Origin of the sequence: Rhodopseudomonas sp. BAL398 (genome assembly GCF_033001325.1) — a bacterium.
Classification (GTDB): domain Bacteria; phylum Pseudomonadota; class Alphaproteobacteria; order Rhizobiales; family Xanthobacteraceae; genus JARJEH01.
Genome location: NZ_CP133111.1, coordinates 818,191 through 833,332 on the forward strand (window position 1 = coordinate 818,191; position 15,142 = coordinate 833,332).

Consider the following 15,142-nt stretch of genomic DNA (forward strand, 5'->3'; position numbering starts at 1 on the left):
GAGTTGATCCACCGCGGTCCTTGAAACCGCGAGCGGAGGTTAAAATGGCTGCCGTACAAGAGACCGTCGATCGGGTTCGCCAGATCGATGTCGATCAATATCGTTATGGATTCGAGACGCTGATCGAATCCGACAAGGCCCCCAAGGGCCTGTCGGAAGACACCGTCAGGTTCATCTCCGCGAAAAAGAACGAACCGGCCTGGATGCTCGAATGGCGGCTGGAAGCCTATCGGCGCTGGCTGACCATGACCGAGCCGGTCTGGGCGCGGGTGAGCTACCCCAAGATCGACTTCCAGGATCTGTATTATTATTCGGCGCCGAAGCCGAAGAAGCAGATCGGCTCGCTGGACGAGATCGATCCGGAGATTTTGGAAACCTACAAGAAGCTCGGCATTCCGCTGCGTGAGGTCGAGGCGCTCGAGGGCGTGGTGCGCCCCGAAGGCGAACGGCGGATCGCGGTCGACGCGGTGTTCGATTCGGTTTCGGTCGCCACCACCTTCCAGGCCGAGCTGAAGAAGGCCGGCGTGATCTTCATGCCGATCTCGGAGGCGATCCGCGAACATCCCGAGCTGGTGAAGAAATATCTCGGCACCGTGGTGCCGACCTCCGACAATTTCTACGCCACGCTGAATTCGGCGGTGTTCTCCGACGGCTCTTTCGTCTATGTGCCGCCGGGCGTGCGCTGCCCGATGGAATTGTCGACCTATTTCCGCATCAACGAACGCAACACCGGGCAGTTCGAGCGCACTTTGATCATCGCCGACAAGGGCGCCTATGTCAGCTATCTCGAAGGCTGCACCGCGCCGCAGCGCGACGAGAACCAGCTGCACGCCGCCGTGGTCGAGCTGGTGACGCTCGACGACGCCGAGATCAAATATTCGACGGTGCAGAACTGGTACCCCGGCAATTCCGAAGGCAAGGGTGGCATCTATAATTTCGTCACCAAGCGCGGCGATTGCCGCGGCGACAATTCGAAGATTTCCTGGACCCAGGTCGAAACCGGCTCGGCGATCACCTGGAAATATCCGAGCTGCATTTTGCGCGGCGACAATTCGCGCGGCGAGTTCTACTCGATCGCGATCTCGAACGGCTACCAGCAGGTCGATTCCGGCACCAAGATGATCCATCTGGGCAAGAACACCACCAGCCGGATCATCTCCAAGGGCATCGCCGCCGGCAAATCGCAAAACACCTATCGCGGCCTCGTCACCGCCCATCGCAAGGCCACCGGCGCGCGCAACTTCACCGCCTGTGACTCGCTGTTGATCGGCGATCAGTGCGGCGCCCATACGGTGCCCTATATCGAGGCCAAGAATTCCTCGGCGCTGTTCGAGCACGAAGCCACCACGTCGAAGATCTCCGAGGACGTGCTGTTCTACTGCGTGCAGCGCGGGCTTTCCCAGGAAGAAGCCGTCGGCCTCGTCGTCAACGGCTTCGTCAAGGACGTGCTGCAGCAACTGCCGATGGAATTCGCGGTGGAAGCGCAGAAGCTGATCTCGATCTCGCTGGAAGGCAGCGTCGGTTGATCGCATGAACGAATTTTGGTTCACGCCAAAATTGACAGGCTACGGCGCGGCGCCATCGACCTGGGAGGGATACACGCTCGTCGGTGCGTTGCTCGCGGTGGTTCTGGTCTGCAGTTTCGTGATGGTGCGGCGGGGGAACAGTTACAGATCGATCTTCCCGCTGCCGCTGAGGGTCATTGCTATCTCGACGGTCATCTTTCTGATCGTCTGCGCTTGGAAAACCGATGGGTCGTGGGGCTGAAAAGCCGACCTGCTGAAGATATGGAAACAACACATGACCGCACTGCTCGAAGTCAAAAACCTCCAGGTCAGCGTCGGCGATCGCGAGATCCTGCACGGGCTGACGCTGTCGGTGAATGCCGGCGAGGTCCACGCCATCATGGGGCCGAACGGCTCCGGCAAGTCGACGCTCAGCCATGTCATCGCCGGCAAGCCGGGCTATGACATCACCGGCGGCGAGATCCTGTTCAAAGGAGAGGACCTGTTGGAGATGGCGCCGGATGTGCGCGCCGCCAAGGGCGTGTTCCTGGCGTTTCAATATCCGGTGGAAATTCCCGGCGTGGCGACGATGACTTTCCTGCGCACCGCGCTGAACGCGCAGCGCAAGGCGCGCGGCGAGGCGGAGTATTCCACCCCGGACTTTTTGAAGAAGGTGCGTGAAGTCGCAGCCTCCTTGAACATTCCGCAGGAGATGCTGCGCCGTGGCGTCAATGTCGGGTTCTCCGGCGGCGAGAAGAAGCGCAACGAGGTGCTGCAGATGGCGCTGTTCCAGCCCAGCCTGTGCATTCTCGACGAGATGGATTCCGGGCTCGATATCGACGCGCTGCGGGTCGCCGCCGATGGCGTCAACGCGCTGCGCTCGCCGGATCGCGCGATGGTGGTGATTACGCATTACCAGCGGCTGCTCGACTACATCGTGCCCGATTTCGTCCATGTGATGTCGAAGGGCAAGGTGGTGAAAAGCGGCGGCAAGGAATTGGCGCTCGAGCTCGAAGCCACCGGATATGCGCAATATGAGGACAAGGCGGCCTGATTTCGGCCGATCGATCGGATGACACGATGAACGTAGCTGTGGCGAAGACGGACAGGGTTGAAGCGGCGGGCGAAGGCGCTTTCGCGCTGGCGCGGTCGCGACTGCCGGGAGCGGGCAGCGTCGCGCAGGCGCGCGCCGAGGCCTATGCGGCGTTCGAGCGGATCGGATTGCCGCATCGCCGGATCGAGGATTGGAAATACACCGATCTGCGGGCGCTGATGCGCGAGGTGCTGCCGCTGGCGGCGGCGCCCGACGCCGACGCGCTGGCGCGCGCTGCGGCGGCGCAGGAGCTGCACGACATCGACGGCGTGCGCCGGCTGGTGTTGGTCGATGGCATGCTGGCGCCGAGCCTGTGCGCGTTCGGCGATCTCGACCCGCAGCTCAGCTTGCGCAGCCTGCGCGATGCCCTGGAGGGCGATGACGCGGCGTTGCACGCCAAGTTGTTCGGGCTCGATTCGGACAATCCGATGATCGCGCTGAACGCCGCGATGATGACCGACGGCCTGATCATCGCCATCGCCGATGGCGCCAAGCTGACCCAGCCGATCCATATCGTGCATATCGCCAGCGGCGGCGCGCCGGCGGCGATGTTCACCCGCTCGATGCTGACGCTCGGCAACGACGCCTCGGCGACGGTGATCGAGAGCTATATCGCGGCCGAGGGCGCCACGGCCTATCAGGTCCATGACTCGCTGATCATCGCGGTCGGCGACCGCGCCCGGCTCGATCATGTCCGTCTGGTGGAAGACAGCCGCGAGGCCTTCAACATCACATCGTCATTGATCGACGTCGGCGCCCACGCCCATGTCAACACGTTCGGCATGACCACCGGCACGCTGGTCAGCCGCTATCAGGCGGTGATCAATGTCGCCGGCGAGTATTCGCGGGTCGAGACCAACGGCGTCAACTTGCTCAACGGCAAGCAACATGCCGACACCACGCTGGTGATGAATCACGACGTGCCGCATTGCGCCAGCCGCGAGGTGTTTCGCGCCGTGCTCGACGACCGCGGCCATTCGGTGTTTCAGGGCCGCATCAATGTCCGGCAGCCGGCGCAGCAGACCGACGCCAAGATGATGACGCGGGCGCTGTTGTTGTCCGACGAGGCCGAGGCCGACAACAAGCCGGAGCTGGAAATCTTCGCCGACGACGTCGCCTGTGGTCACGGCGCCACCACCGGGGCGCTCGACGAATCGCTGCTGTTCTATCTGCGCGCCCGCGGCCTGCCGGAGAAGGACGCCGAGTCGCTACTGATCCAGGCCTTCGTCGGTGAGGCGATCGAATCGATCGTCGACGATCAATTGCGCGAGCTGGCGATTGGCGCGGCGTCGCGCTGGCTGGAGGCCCGGGCATGAGCACGCATCCGGCGGTTCTCAACGGTTCCTACGACGTCGCCAGGGTGCGCGAGGACTTTCCCGCGCTGGCCCTGAAGGTCTATGGCAAGCCCCTGGTCTATCTCGACAACGCCGCCTCGGCGCAGAAGCCCAGGCAGGTGCTGGAGTGCATGACGCGGGCCTATGAGACCGAATACGCCAATGTTCATCGCGGGCTGCATTACCTCGCCAATGCGGCGACCGAGGCCTATGAGGGCGGCCGCAGCAAGGTGCAGCAATTCCTCAATGCCAAGCGCTCGGAGGAGATCATCTTCACCCGCAACGCCACCGAGGCGATCAATCTCGTGGCGTCGTCATGGGGCGGGCCGAATATCGGCGAGGGCGACGAGATCGTGCTGTCGATCATGGAGCACCATTCCAACATCGTGCCGTGGCACTTCCTGCGCGAGCGCCAGGGAGCGGTGATCAAATGGGCGCCGGTCGATGACGAGGGCAATTTCCTGATCGAGGAGTTTGAAAAGCTCCTGAGCCCGCGCACCAAGCTGGTGGCGATCACCCAGATGTCGAACGCGCTCGGCACCATCGTCCCGGTCAAGGACGTGGTGAAGCTGGCGCATGACCGCGGCATTCCGGTGCTGGTCGACGGCAGCCAGGCCGCCGTGCACATGGCGATCGACGTCCAGGACATCGACTGCGATTTCTACATCATGACCGGCCACAAGCTGTACGGCCCGACCGGGATCGGCGTGCTGTACGGCAAATACGATCGGCTGGTGGCGATGCGCCCGTTCCTCGGCGGCGGCGAAATGATCCGCGAAGTGGCGCAGGACTGGGTCACTTACGGCGACCCGCCGCACAAATTCGAGGCCGGCACCCCGGCGATCGTCGAGGCGGTCGGGCTGGGGGCTGCGATCGACTACGTCAATTCGATCGGCAAGGAGCGGATCGCGGCGCATGAACACGATCTTTTGACTTATGCCGAAGCCAAGCTGCGTGAGATTAATTCGCTACGGATGATCGGCACCGCCAAGGGCAAGGGACCGGTGATATCATTCGAGATGAAGGGGGCGCATCCGCACGACATCGCCACCGTGATCGACCGGCAGGGCGTGGCGGTTCGCGCTGGAACCCATTGCGTGATGCCGCTTTTGGAGCGTTTCCAGGTGACCGCGACGTGCCGGGCCTCGTTCGGCATGTATAATACACGTGAGGAAGTCGACCATCTCGCACAGGCGCTGATCAAGGCGCGGGAATTGTTTTCATGACAGATACTGTGGAAGCCAAGACCGGCCACACGACCGACCCCAACACCGATGCGACGGCTGCCAAGGCCAATATGCAGACCGTGTCGGCGCTGTCCGCTGACGAGACCGAACGGCTCGGCAGCGAAATCGTCGCCGCGCTGAAGACGGTGTTCGATCCGGAAATTCCGGCCGACATCTACGAACTCGGCCTGATCTACAAGGTCGATATCAAGGATGATCGCACCGTCGACGTCGACATGACGCTGACCACGCCGAACTGTCCGGCGGCGGCCGAAATGCCGATGATGGTCGAGAACGCGGTCGCCACCGTGCCGGGCGTCGGCGTGGTCAATGTCAATATCGTCTGGGAACCGGCATGGACGCCGGAACGGATGACCGACGAGGCCCGGCTTGTGCTGAATATGTGGTGATGCGTCGATCCCTGTGACGGAGCGACCAGTCGCCGAAGTAACGACGGGCGAAGCAACAACGGGCGGCCTTGAACCGCGCCGAGGACTGCACAAATGACCGAGATGACACCAGCTGCCAGCAATCCCGCCAAGCCGAAGCCGCGTCCGCGGCCGCAGGTGATGCGACTGACCGAGGCCGCCGCCGCGCGGGTGCGCGAACTGACCGGGCGAGCCGATTCCGAAATCGTCGGCCTGCGGGTCGGGATCAAGAATGGCGGCTGCGCCGGCCAGTCCTACACCGTCGAATACGCCCATGACGTGCGGCCGAACGACGAAGTGGTCGAGGACAAGGGCGTCAAGATCCTGGTCGATCCCAAGGCCGTGCTGTTCCTGCTCGGCACCGAGATGGACTACAAGGCCGACAAGATGCAGTCGCAGTTCATCTTCAACAATCCGAACCAGACCGGCGCCTGCGGCTGCGGCGAATCGGTGCAGCTGACCGCCGCGACGATCGACAGCTGACACCTCTCGACGCCTTTAGGCCCCCGTCGAGCCTTGGTCGTCGGACGGAATCCGCCGCGTGGTCATCGCGAGGAGCGAAGCGACGAAGCAATCTGGTCTTAGATCGGGACGGCGGGATTGCTTTGCTGTCGGACGGCGCTGCGCGCCGACCTCGGCTCGCAATGACGACATTGGTCAGGATGACGGGATGAGAGATTGCTTTCGCCAGGGCGATGCCGCATGGACCGCGATTTCCTGATCGAGCTGTTCGCCGCCTTCGGCCCGGTGTCGATCCGGCGGATGTTCTCGGGCTTCGGCATTTCCGTCGACGGCGTCAATTTCGCGCTGGTGCTGCGCGGCGCGATCTATCTGCGCGCCGATGCGGATAGTATCGCACGCTTCGCGGCCGAGGGCGCCGGGCCGTTTCAGTATCAGACCAAGGTCAAGACGGTGACGGTGGGCTCCTATTGGCAATTGCCGGAGCGGCTCTACGACGATCCCGAGGAACTGGCCGAGTGGGCGGGCAGGGCGCTGGCGGCGGCGCAGCGCGCGGCGCTCGCCAAGCGCGGCAGGGCACGCAAGCCGGTGACCAAAAAGGCCGCGACCAAGAAGGCCGCGGCCAAGCGCCGAACCAGATCGGCTCAGGCCACCTGAGTCTGCTGGATGCAGAGGAATTCCGGATCGGTCTCGCAGATCACGCGATTGCGGCCGTTGCGCTTGGCTGCGTAGAGGCAGGCGTCGGCGCGGTCGATCATGGCGTCGGAATCCTCGCCGGGTTTCAGCGCCGACACGCCGACCGACAGCGTCACCCGGCCGAGGATTTCGCCGGTCGACTTCTTCTTCAATTCCTTCGACATCACCATCCGGCGGATGTTCTCGGCCAGGGTGATGGCGTCGCGCAGCGGCGTGTTCGGCAGCACCACGGCGAATTCCTCGCCGCCATAGCGCGCGGTGATGTCCTTGCAATCGATGCTGTGCCGCAGCGACTGGCCGACCAGGCGCAGCACCTGATCGCCGGTGAGGTGACCGTAATTGTCGTTGAACGACTTGAAGTGATCGATATCCAGCATCAGCAGCGACAGCGGCTGGCCTTTGGCACTGGCGTCGCGCACCGCTTCGCCGATCGCGCGGTCGAAATGCTTGCGATTGCCGAGGCCGGTCAGCGGATCGGTCAGGCTTTCGGCCCGGATCGCGTCGAGGCTGACCTGCAGATTGTTGATCTCGAGCTTGGATTTGCTCAGCCGTTCTTCCAGCGCCGAATTGGCGCTTTGCATCTCGTGGGTCGAAATCGCCAGCCGCTCGACAATGGCCTTGATCTGATCGCGGTCGCTGGCGAGCGAGAGCGTCTGGCTGGCGCCCTGCAGATTGTCGCCGAAGCTCGCGGTGGTGCCCAGCGCGTCGCTGATCAGCGACATCACATCGCCGATTTCGGTGACGACGCGGGCGCCGATCTTGTCGATCCGGTTGGTCGTCCTGCCATGGGACAGATAGGTCTCGTAGATCTGATCGAGCTCGGCGTCGGACAGTTTGCCGTTGCGCGCGAGGGTCTCGTTGATCGCCTCGTTGAGCGCGGCGTTGTAGCCGGTCGCATAGACGTACCAGATTTCGAAATTGCGCGGCATGGCGCCTTGCCGCAACGCCTTGATCTGGGCGAGGGCGATCTCGGCATAGCCGATCGTTCTCTCGTGTTCGTCCTGGATTTCGACTGCCACAAGCATCCCCAGTGCAGGCAGCTTTGCCTACGTTCCAGACCGTGAAGAAACGCCATTCGCAACCGTGAACACGCGGCATTCACAATCGCAGGTAGGCTAGCCTCAGACGATGAATACCCGGTAAACAACTTAGGTAGATTTGCGTAGGCCTAGCCCCGTGCTCAGCCGCGGGCGCGGACCGGGCGCAGCAGGAATGCCGGCAGATGCGAATGATCGGCGGGCTCCGATTGTGCGTCGCGGGGTGTCTGCGGCGCCGCGGCGCGACCGATCGAGGGCGCGTGCGAGGCCGGAGCGGCGGTGATGACCGGGGCCAGGGTCGCATGCGCGGGCTCCGGGGCGCGGCGCGGCTCGCGACGCGGCTTGCGCGGTTCACGGGGCTCGCTGCGCGGCTCGCGGGCGTCCGCTTCGCGGGGCTGTTCGCTGGCCGCGGCGGCGCGTGGTGCCTCCGACTCGGCCCGCGGCGTCCGGGATTCGCGGCGCGGACCGCGCGAGCGCGGCTCAGTGGAGCGGCGGTGGGTGCGGACCGGACGCTCGGCTTCCGGCTCGTCGGCTTCGAACTCGCCCTGCGGGCCGGCCTCGGCACGGGGGATGTCCTGGCCGATCAGCTTTTCGATCGCCGCGATGGATTTGGCGTCCGAGGGCGCCACGATCGAAATCGCGGTGCCGGCGCGACCGGCGCGGCCGGTACGGCCGATCCGATGGACATAATCGTCGGGGTGATGCGGGACGTCGAAATTGAAGACGTGGCTGACCTCGGGAATATCGAGGCCGCGGGCGGCGACGTCGGAGGCCACCAGGATCGGCAATTCGCCCTTGCGGAACGCGTCCAGCGCCGCGGTGCGGGCCGACTGCTCCATGTCGCCATGCAGCGCGCCGACGCTGAAGCCGTGCTTCTGCAGCGATTTCGCCAGCAGCGCGACCTCGCGCTTGCGGTTGCAGAAGATGATGGCGTTCTGCAGGTCGGTGGCGTCGCGCAGCAGCCGGCGCAGGGTATCGCGCTTCTCATGCGGCTCGCGGCCGGTCGGCACCTGCGACTGCGTCACCGTGACCGCCGTGGAGGCGGGCTTGGAGACTTCGATCTTGATCGGATTGTGCAGGAAGGTCTCGGTGATGCGGCGGATCTCGGTCGGCATCGTCGCGGTGAAGAACAGGGTCTGGCGGGTGAACGGCACCAGCTTGCAGACCCGCTCGATGTCCGGAATGAAGCCCATGTCGAGCATGCGGTCGGCTTCGTCGATCACCAGCAATTCGACGCCGGTCAGCAGCAGCCCGCCGCGCTCGGTATGGTCGAGCAGCCGGCCCGGGGTGGCGATCAGCACGTCGACGCCGCGCGACAATTTGAGGTCCTGGTCGCCGAACGAGACGCCGCCGATCAGCAGCGCGACGTTGAGTTTCTGGCCGACGCCGTATTTGTCGAACTGTTCCTTGACCTGGGCGGCGAGCTCGCGGGTCGGCTCGAGGATCAGGGTGCGTGGCATCCGGGCGCGGGCGCGGCCCTTTTCCAGCATGGTCATCATCGGCAGCACGAAGGCTGCGGTCTTGCCGGTGCCGGTCTGGGCGATGCCGAGCACGTCGCGCCGGGCGAGGACGTGGGGGATCGCCTGGTCCTGAATCGGGGTGGGGGTGGTGTAGCCGGTGGCCGCGACGGCGGCGAGAACCTTGTCGGACAGGCCGAGATGGGAAAAAGACATTGAGCCTCTGTTATCGGGGCATGAACTCATCCGAAAACCGGAATTTACCGTCTATCGGGATCATGCCTCTGGTCGAAACCGCCGCTTGGATTCTCGGAAAAAGACTGTCGCGCTCAACCCCGGAGCGGCACGCAAATTTGCACGGGGATCATTCGTTCGCAGACAGGCGGCTTAGTCGTGGCATCGCGTGTCGATGCCTGGCCGCGTGTAGCCGGAACATAGGCCGGAATCGCTTAAAGTCAATGCGCCAGAGCGTGACAAGGGCCGAAAGCTTAATGTTTTAGCACAAAGAGGGGAGGAGCGGCTTTGGCGTCCGCCGCCCGGGGCGCCGCGGTGATGGTCAACCAAAGCGAGGGGTTTTCCACGCGGGACCTAGCGCCGCGCCGCGATCAGGCCTATATTTGTCGTGTCGCAAGACGATGGCGCTGAACCTTAGAGCGGACTACGGACAGACCCGGGGGCAGTACCCGGCGCCTCCACCCCAGCAGCCTCACCGAATGTGGGCTGTTGCGGCGGGGGCGAAATAGGATCGATGGTCGTGAAGAAGCTCTGAGTTGTGCTCGGCATGATACCGCCGTTATCGGGTCAAAACCTAAATGCAAACGATAACGTTCGCATGAACGAAGTGCGCCTCGCGGCGTAACCGTTCGGGGTAGGTACACCTTGCAACAGAACGGCCATTGCCGCGTCAACCTTCGGGTTGGCGCGGCTTTTATTTGGGGCCGGCCGGGCTTACGCGGCTGGCGGGATGCCTATTGGGCGGCGAACGGCACCGAAGCGCGGACGCGGTAGGTCCACAACGCGAAATTTCCGCCGATGCCACCGCGCTCGAGACCCGCCGCCAGTTGCGCTCCATTGCCGAACCGTGCGGCGACGCCGCCAGTGGCACGGGCCGACCAGCCGTCGAACCGTGTCGGGATCGCGGTCGCGTCGTCGGCGTTGAAGTAGTAATCGCCATAGAGGCCGAGATAGGGGACCAGCAGCGTCGTCGAGGTCCACGCCAGCGGATAGGACAGCTTGAGACCGCCGCTGCCGCGGCCGGTGGAGAAGTCGCGCTGCGGCTGCGCGGTGCCGAGCGTATCGGTGTAGGTGTTCTCGTGTTCCCACAACGCATAGATCCGGGCCGACGGTTCGATCTCCAGACCCTGCAGGTGGTGGCTGCCGGTCAACCCGCCGGAGATCAGCCAGCGGGTGCCTTGGAATGATCCCGATGCGGTGCCGGCGCTGCCATCATAGCCGATCGCCGAATAGGCGACCGCGGCGTCGAACCGCAGTCCCGGCGTCAGTTTCCAACCCAGATAACTGCCAACGGTCCATCCGTCGCCCGTCATTCGGCCCTGCAACGCATCGGACCTGTAGTCGAAAGTTTCCCAGCCGCCGAGCACGCCGACGAGAACGTGCGGTGTCAGAATGCGGGTCAGGCCGGCGGTGAGATTGATCTGGCTGCCGTAGATCGTCGCGTCGCTTGATGCGGCTGATGAGCTGCCGTGACCGAGCGTCGCCCCGCTGACCTCGGCCCAGCCGAGCCAGTCCCTCGGCTCGGATCTGCGCCGCGGCGGCGCATTGGCGGGGCCACCCACGGCGGCGAAGGCGTCGAAGGCATCGCCGGTGCGGGATCGGAGCCGGGCCCGACCGCGGCTGCCGTCATCGTAGGAGCCATTGGCGGTGCTGAATGGATCCGATCCGCGCTGCGCCGCAGCGGGCCGGGCGTCGGTGTCGGGATCCGCGGCGAAATTGATTCGCACGCCGCTGCCGCTCGGCGTGATCAGAGCGCCATTGCCGCCAAAGCCCTCGGAGATCGCGCTGGCGACCGCGCCAGTGATCGCCTGACCGGAGAACTGCGCCACGATCGGCGTTACTGCTGTCTGCAGCGCCTGCAGCTTCACGCTGTCGGCCGGCACCACATAGGTGAATTGGTTGGCGGCGCTGCTAGCGCTGGTGCCACTCGCCGTCGTCACCGTGACGTGCACAGAGCCGAGGGCGCCAGCGGCCGATATTGCGGTGATCTGCGTGTCGTTGCCGACTGTGAACGCGGTGGCGTTGCTGGCTCCGAACTTCACCGCCGTCACGCCGATAAATTCGCTGCCGGAGATTGTCACTCGGGTGCCGCCGGTGGTCGGGCCGCTGCCGGGATCGATCCCGGTCACGGACGGCGCTGGTCGCAAATAGCTGAACAGGCCGGTCCCGATGCCGATGCCGGCCGGCGTGGTCACGGTGACGTCAACGGTTCCCGTCGCATGGGGCGGAGAAGTAGCGGTGATCGTCGTGGCGTTGACAACTACAATGCCGGTCGCGGCGTCCGCACCAAACGTCACCGCCGTGGCGCCGGTGAAGCTTTTGCCGATGATCGTCACCACGGTGCCGCCGAGCGTGCCGCCGCTGGCGGGGGTGATCGAGGTCACCGTCGGCGCGGGGGTGGTCGGTGCCAGGTATGTGAACAGCGCGTTGGCGGCGCTGGTACCGCCTGCGGTCGTGACCACGACGCTTGCGGCGCCGGCGGCGCCGGCCGGCGTCGTCACCGTGATCGACGTCGCGGTGTTGGCCGACAGTGCGGTGGCGGGGTTGCCGCCGATGATGACGACGCTGGCGCCGGCCAAATTGTTGCCGGTGAGGGTCACGACGGTGCCGCCCGCAACGGAGCCGCTGGCGGGTGCTATCGACGTCACGGTCGGGCCGGATGCCGACACCGTCAGTGGCACCGTGGTCGTCGCCGTGGCGCCGGTCAGACTGGCAGGCCCGGTCACCGTGACGGTGCCGGTAGTGTAGCTGTAGCCGCCCGGCACGGTCGAACTGACGGCCAGGCTCACGACGCAGGAACTGCTGGCGGCAATCGAGGCGCCGGACAAAGCCAGCGAACTGGCGGTGGCGGTCGCGCTGCCGCCGCAGGTGGTGGTGGCGGGGGGAGCTCCGATCAGGTTTGCCGGCAGCGTGACGGATCCGACCGCGACGCCGGTCAGAGTCGTGGTGTTCGGATTGCTGAGGGTCAACGTCAGCGTTGCGGTTCCGCCGCTCGCGATAGTGGTCGGGCTGAACGCCGCGGCGATGGTCGGCGGGGCCAAATAGGTGAACTGATCGGCGGCGCTGGCGGCGCTGGTGCCGCCCGCCGTCGTCACCGTGACATCCACCACGCCGGCGCCATGGCCCGGCGCGGTGGCGACGATTGAGGTCGCGGTCGGCGTGCCGACGATGGTTGCGACGGTGGTACCGAACCTCACGGTGTTGTCGACCGCGACGGTGCTGAACCGGGTGCCGGTGATGGTGACGCTGGTGCCGCCCGCAATGCTACCGACGGTCGGGCTGAGATCGGTGACCGTCGGCGGCGGCGGCGTGTAGCTGATCGATCTGAAAATGATGGCGAAGGAACCGCCATCATGAACGGTGACGAAGCTGAAGGTGCCGCCGTTGGACAGCACGAAGGTGTGTGTGCAGATCGCCGACGGGCCGAATCGATAGTGCGCGCTGTTGCCAGTGATCGTGTTGTCGTTGCTGGTGCAATTGGTGCCGGTCGAGATTGCCGACACCACGGCCAGATTGAAAGTCACCGAAGCAATATTATCAGCGATGTGGGCTGTCACGATTACCCCAACCCCGGGATCGGACGTGGTGCAGGCACTTCCCGTGACAAAATAGGTTGCGTCCAAAGGCGCCGTCCCCGAGAAATCGGGACAACTCAGCGCCCGCGCTGGCGTACTGCCGAGCACGAGGACGATCAACGTGACGCAAATAGCCAGAGCGCGAGCCAACAATCGCTCCGCCGGGCCTTGCGGTGCAATTTGATCTGCCACACTGTCAATCCCAGTTCTCTGTCGTGATCGTCCCGTGTCGACGGCACGTGCAGGAGGGCGTTGGATGATCAATACACAGGTAAGAGCAGCGAGTAGATAGCAAAATTGATCACCTTCGGACTTCGACTGTGAACAAGTGATAAAACGTCTGACTTCCGCGAATCGGCGTGTCGGTTCCGGCTGAGATTGTTGCGGGTTGTGGCAGATCGGCTACGCATTTCGCGGTTGGTGCGCGATGACGATGGGTCCGACGTTGGCCGACGGATGTTCCGCGTCGGCTAATCGGGTGGTGGTGACGGTTGAACCGCAGCCAGCGTGTCGTCGACTACCGCTTACGCTGGCGCGCGCGTACGGGGAATACGCAATGGGATGGCGTCCGATTCGGACCGCACTGGTGATGGCACAGGCCTGGTCATGCATGGCGCTGCTGGCGCTGGCCGCACCCGCGCAGGCCGCCAAGCGCGTCGCGCTGGTCATCGGCAACAACGACTACAAGAACGTGCCGAAACTGCAGAAGGCGGTGAACGACGCCCGCACCATGGGCGACACGCTGAAGCAGCTCGGCTTTTCGGTGATGGTCGCGGAGAACCAGGACCGCAAGGGTTTCAGCCGCAGTCTGCTGGCCTTCGACGCCAGCATCGAGCCCGGCGACACCGCGTTCTTCTTTTTCGCCGGCCACGGTTTTGAGATCGCCGGCCAGAATTTCCTGCTGCCGGTCGACGTGCCGGCCGCCACCGAGGGCCAGGAGGAGCTGGTGCGCGACGCCTCGATGATGGCCGACCGCATCGTCGAGCGGCTGCAGAACAAGGGCGCGCGCAGCGCCATCCTGGTGTTCGACGCCTGCCGCAATAATCCGTTCGAACGCCGCGGCACGCGGGCGCTGGCGGGCCGCGGCGGGCTGGCGCCGATGACGATGCTGCCCGAGGGCGTGTTCTCGGTGTTTTCCGCCGGCCCGCGGCAGACCGCGCTGGACCGGCTGTCGGAGCACGACGCCAATCCGAATTCGGTGTTCACCCGGGTGTTCGCCAAGCAATTGCTCGAACCGGGCGAGGACATGGTCGAGGTGGCGCAGCGCACCCGCCGCGCCGTCAGCGCGATGGCCGAGACCGTCGGCCACAAGCAGGTGCCGGTGTATTTCGACCAGATGGTCGATGACGTGTTCCTCAATGGTGCGGCAAAGCCGCAGGCCGTCCCGCCGGCGATGCCTGCAGCGCCGCAGGTCGCCGCTCTGCCGCCGGTGCAGCGGCTGGCGCCGCCCAGCGACAGCGTCAACGCGCCGATCGCGATGTTCTCGCGCCACAATGGCGGCTGGACCGTGGTGTTCTCGATCATGGACCCGACGCTGGGGATTTCCTGGCGCATCGGCGACAGCGGCGATTTCCGCGAGACCGGATTTCTCGACACGCTCGATCCGCGCACCCGCAAGCGGATGCCCAACCCCTCGGTCCAGCTCGCCGTCGACGCGCCGGCCGCCACCATCGAGGTTCGCTATGTCGACGCGTCGGGCGAATTGCAGGGCCCGTTCCCGATCAAATTCGATCCGCAGGCCGCGCTGATCCACGACCAGCGCAAGATCCTCGACATGACCGCGACCTCCTGGTTGTCGTTTCGCGAATTCAGCGGACTACTCGTCTACTACACCCATTTGATGTCGTATCGCTGCGCGATCCGCGAGGCGAAAGTGGGGATCGATACCAGCGTGCCCGACAAGGTGCTGACGATGCCGCCTTGCGATCTGAAGGATCCGTCGTCGATCCCGCATCAGGCCAAGCCCTATCTGAAGCTGTCGCCGAATGTGAAATCGGTCTCGGTGGAGCTGACCTATCGCGACGGCAGCGTCTCGGAGATCAAGAGCTTTCGACGCTAGCGACGCAGCGGCCGGCGTCCCAAACTGCACGACAAATCG

Annotated in this window: 12 protein-coding genes and 1 other RNA gene; 10 read left to right on the forward strand and 3 right to left on the reverse strand. The window is 64.7% G+C overall.

What is annotated here, in order from left to right; all coding sequences use genetic code 11:
- Window positions 1-44 precede the first annotated feature (44 nt).
- The 8 genes from sufB to RBJ75_RS03835 all read left to right on the forward strand — a co-directional run bounded on the left by sufB (window position 45) and on the right by RBJ75_RS03835 (window position 6,702).
- Complete coding sequence (sufB, locus tag RBJ75_RS03800; RefSeq protein WP_044410770.1) at window positions 45-1,526, forward strand: Fe-S cluster assembly protein SufB; 1,482 nt, start codon at window positions 45-47, stop codon at window positions 1,524-1,526.
- Window positions 1,527-1,530: 4 nt separating this feature from the next.
- Window positions 1,531-1,767 (forward strand): hypothetical protein, encoded by a 237-nt coding sequence (locus RBJ75_RS03805; protein ID WP_276156966.1) that lies wholly within the window; start codon window positions 1,531-1,533, stop codon window positions 1,765-1,767.
- A gap of 33 nt (window positions 1,768-1,800) precedes the next feature.
- Complete coding sequence (gene sufC, locus RBJ75_RS03810) at window positions 1,801-2,559, forward strand: Fe-S cluster assembly ATPase SufC (RefSeq protein WP_044414640.1); 759 nt, start codon at window positions 1,801-1,803, stop codon at window positions 2,557-2,559.
- A 26-nt stretch (window positions 2,560-2,585) separates the two neighbouring features.
- Window positions 2,586-3,914, forward strand: a complete 1,329-nt coding sequence (sufD, locus tag RBJ75_RS03815; protein WP_044414639.1) for a Fe-S cluster assembly protein SufD — start codon at window positions 2,586-2,588, stop codon at window positions 3,912-3,914.
- Window positions 3,911-5,158: a cysteine desulfurase gene (locus RBJ75_RS03820; protein WP_044414638.1), complete on the forward strand. Its 1,248-nt coding sequence runs from the start codon at window positions 3,911-3,913 to the stop codon at window positions 5,156-5,158. The genes sufD and RBJ75_RS03820 overlap by 4 nt, the downstream gene beginning before the upstream one ends.
- Entirely contained in the window at window positions 5,155-5,568 is a 414-nt protein-coding gene (locus RBJ75_RS03825; RefSeq protein ID WP_080901138.1) for an SUF system Fe-S cluster assembly protein, read from the forward strand. Before RBJ75_RS03820 ends, RBJ75_RS03825 begins: the two co-directional genes overlap by 4 nt.
- Before the next feature lie 93 nt (window positions 5,569-5,661).
- On the forward strand, window positions 5,662-6,069 hold the full coding sequence (locus tag RBJ75_RS03830; protein ID WP_044414637.1) for a HesB/IscA family protein: 408 nt from the start codon (window positions 5,662-5,664) through the stop codon (window positions 6,067-6,069).
- A 219-nt stretch (window positions 6,070-6,288) separates the two neighbouring features.
- Window positions 6,289-6,702: a TfoX/Sxy family protein gene (locus RBJ75_RS03835; protein WP_276156967.1), complete on the forward strand. Its 414-nt coding sequence runs from the start codon at window positions 6,289-6,291 to the stop codon at window positions 6,700-6,702.
- Here the strand turns inward: RBJ75_RS03835 and RBJ75_RS03840 are convergent.
- Both RBJ75_RS03840 and RBJ75_RS03845 read right to left on the reverse strand, forming a co-directional pair.
- A complete protein-coding gene (locus RBJ75_RS03840) occupies window positions 6,690-7,760 on the reverse strand; it encodes a GGDEF domain-containing protein (RefSeq protein ID WP_234707545.1) in 1,071 nt (356 codons plus the stop codon). The genes RBJ75_RS03835 and RBJ75_RS03840 overlap by 13 nt on opposite strands.
- A 161-nt stretch (window positions 7,761-7,921) precedes the next feature.
- A complete protein-coding gene (locus RBJ75_RS03845; protein WP_276156968.1) occupies window positions 7,922-9,451 on the reverse strand; it encodes a DEAD/DEAH box helicase in 1,530 nt (509 codons plus the stop codon).
- A 369-nt stretch (window positions 9,452-9,820) separates the two neighbouring features.
- Here RBJ75_RS03845 and ssrA point away from each other — a divergent pair.
- Window positions 9,821-10,133: a transfer-messenger RNA gene (ssrA, locus tag RBJ75_RS03850) on the forward strand.
- Window positions 10,134-10,203: 70 nt separating this feature from the next.
- Here ssrA and RBJ75_RS03855 read toward each other — a convergent pair.
- Window positions 10,204-13,026, reverse strand: a complete 2,823-nt coding sequence (locus RBJ75_RS03855) for an IPT/TIG domain-containing protein (protein WP_276156969.1) — start codon at window positions 13,024-13,026, stop codon at window positions 10,204-10,206.
- A gap of 607 nt (window positions 13,027-13,633) precedes the next feature.
- Between RBJ75_RS03855 and RBJ75_RS03860 the strand changes: the two genes are divergently transcribed.
- Entirely contained in the window at window positions 13,634-15,103 is a 1,470-nt protein-coding gene (locus RBJ75_RS03860) for a caspase domain-containing protein (protein ID WP_173427336.1), read from the forward strand.
- The last annotated feature ends 39 nt before the right edge of the window (window positions 15,104-15,142 follow it).

Bases quoted from the DNA above. Each gene is read 5' to 3' on its own strand.
- sufB (WP_044410770.1), top strand. From the start codon at position 45: ATGGCTGCCGTACAAGAGACCGTCGATCGGGTTCGCCAGATCGATGTC.
- RBJ75_RS03805 (WP_276156966.1), top strand. From the start codon at position 1,531: ATGAACGAATTTTGGTTCACGCCAAAATTGACAGGCTACGGCGCGGCG.
- sufC (WP_044414640.1), top strand. From the start codon at position 1,801: ATGACCGCACTGCTCGAAGTCAAAAACCTCCAGGTCAGCGTCGGCGAT.
- sufD (WP_044414639.1), top strand. From the start codon at position 2,586: ATGAACGTAGCTGTGGCGAAGACGGACAGGGTTGAAGCGGCGGGCGAA.
- RBJ75_RS03820 (WP_044414638.1), top strand. From the start codon at position 3,911: ATGAGCACGCATCCGGCGGTTCTCAACGGTTCCTACGACGTCGCCAGG.
- RBJ75_RS03825 (WP_080901138.1), top strand. From the start codon at position 5,155: ATGACAGATACTGTGGAAGCCAAGACCGGCCACACGACCGACCCCAAC.
- RBJ75_RS03830 (WP_044414637.1), top strand. From the start codon at position 5,662: ATGACCGAGATGACACCAGCTGCCAGCAATCCCGCCAAGCCGAAGCCG.
- RBJ75_RS03835 (WP_276156967.1), top strand. From the start codon at position 6,289: ATGGACCGCGATTTCCTGATCGAGCTGTTCGCCGCCTTCGGCCCGGTG.
- RBJ75_RS03845 (WP_276156968.1), bottom strand. From the start codon at position 9,451: ATGTCTTTTTCCCATCTCGGCCTGTCCGACAAGGTTCTCGCCGCCGTC.
- RBJ75_RS03860 (WP_173427336.1), top strand. From the start codon at position 13,634: ATGGCACAGGCCTGGTCATGCATGGCGCTGCTGGCGCTGGCCGCACCC.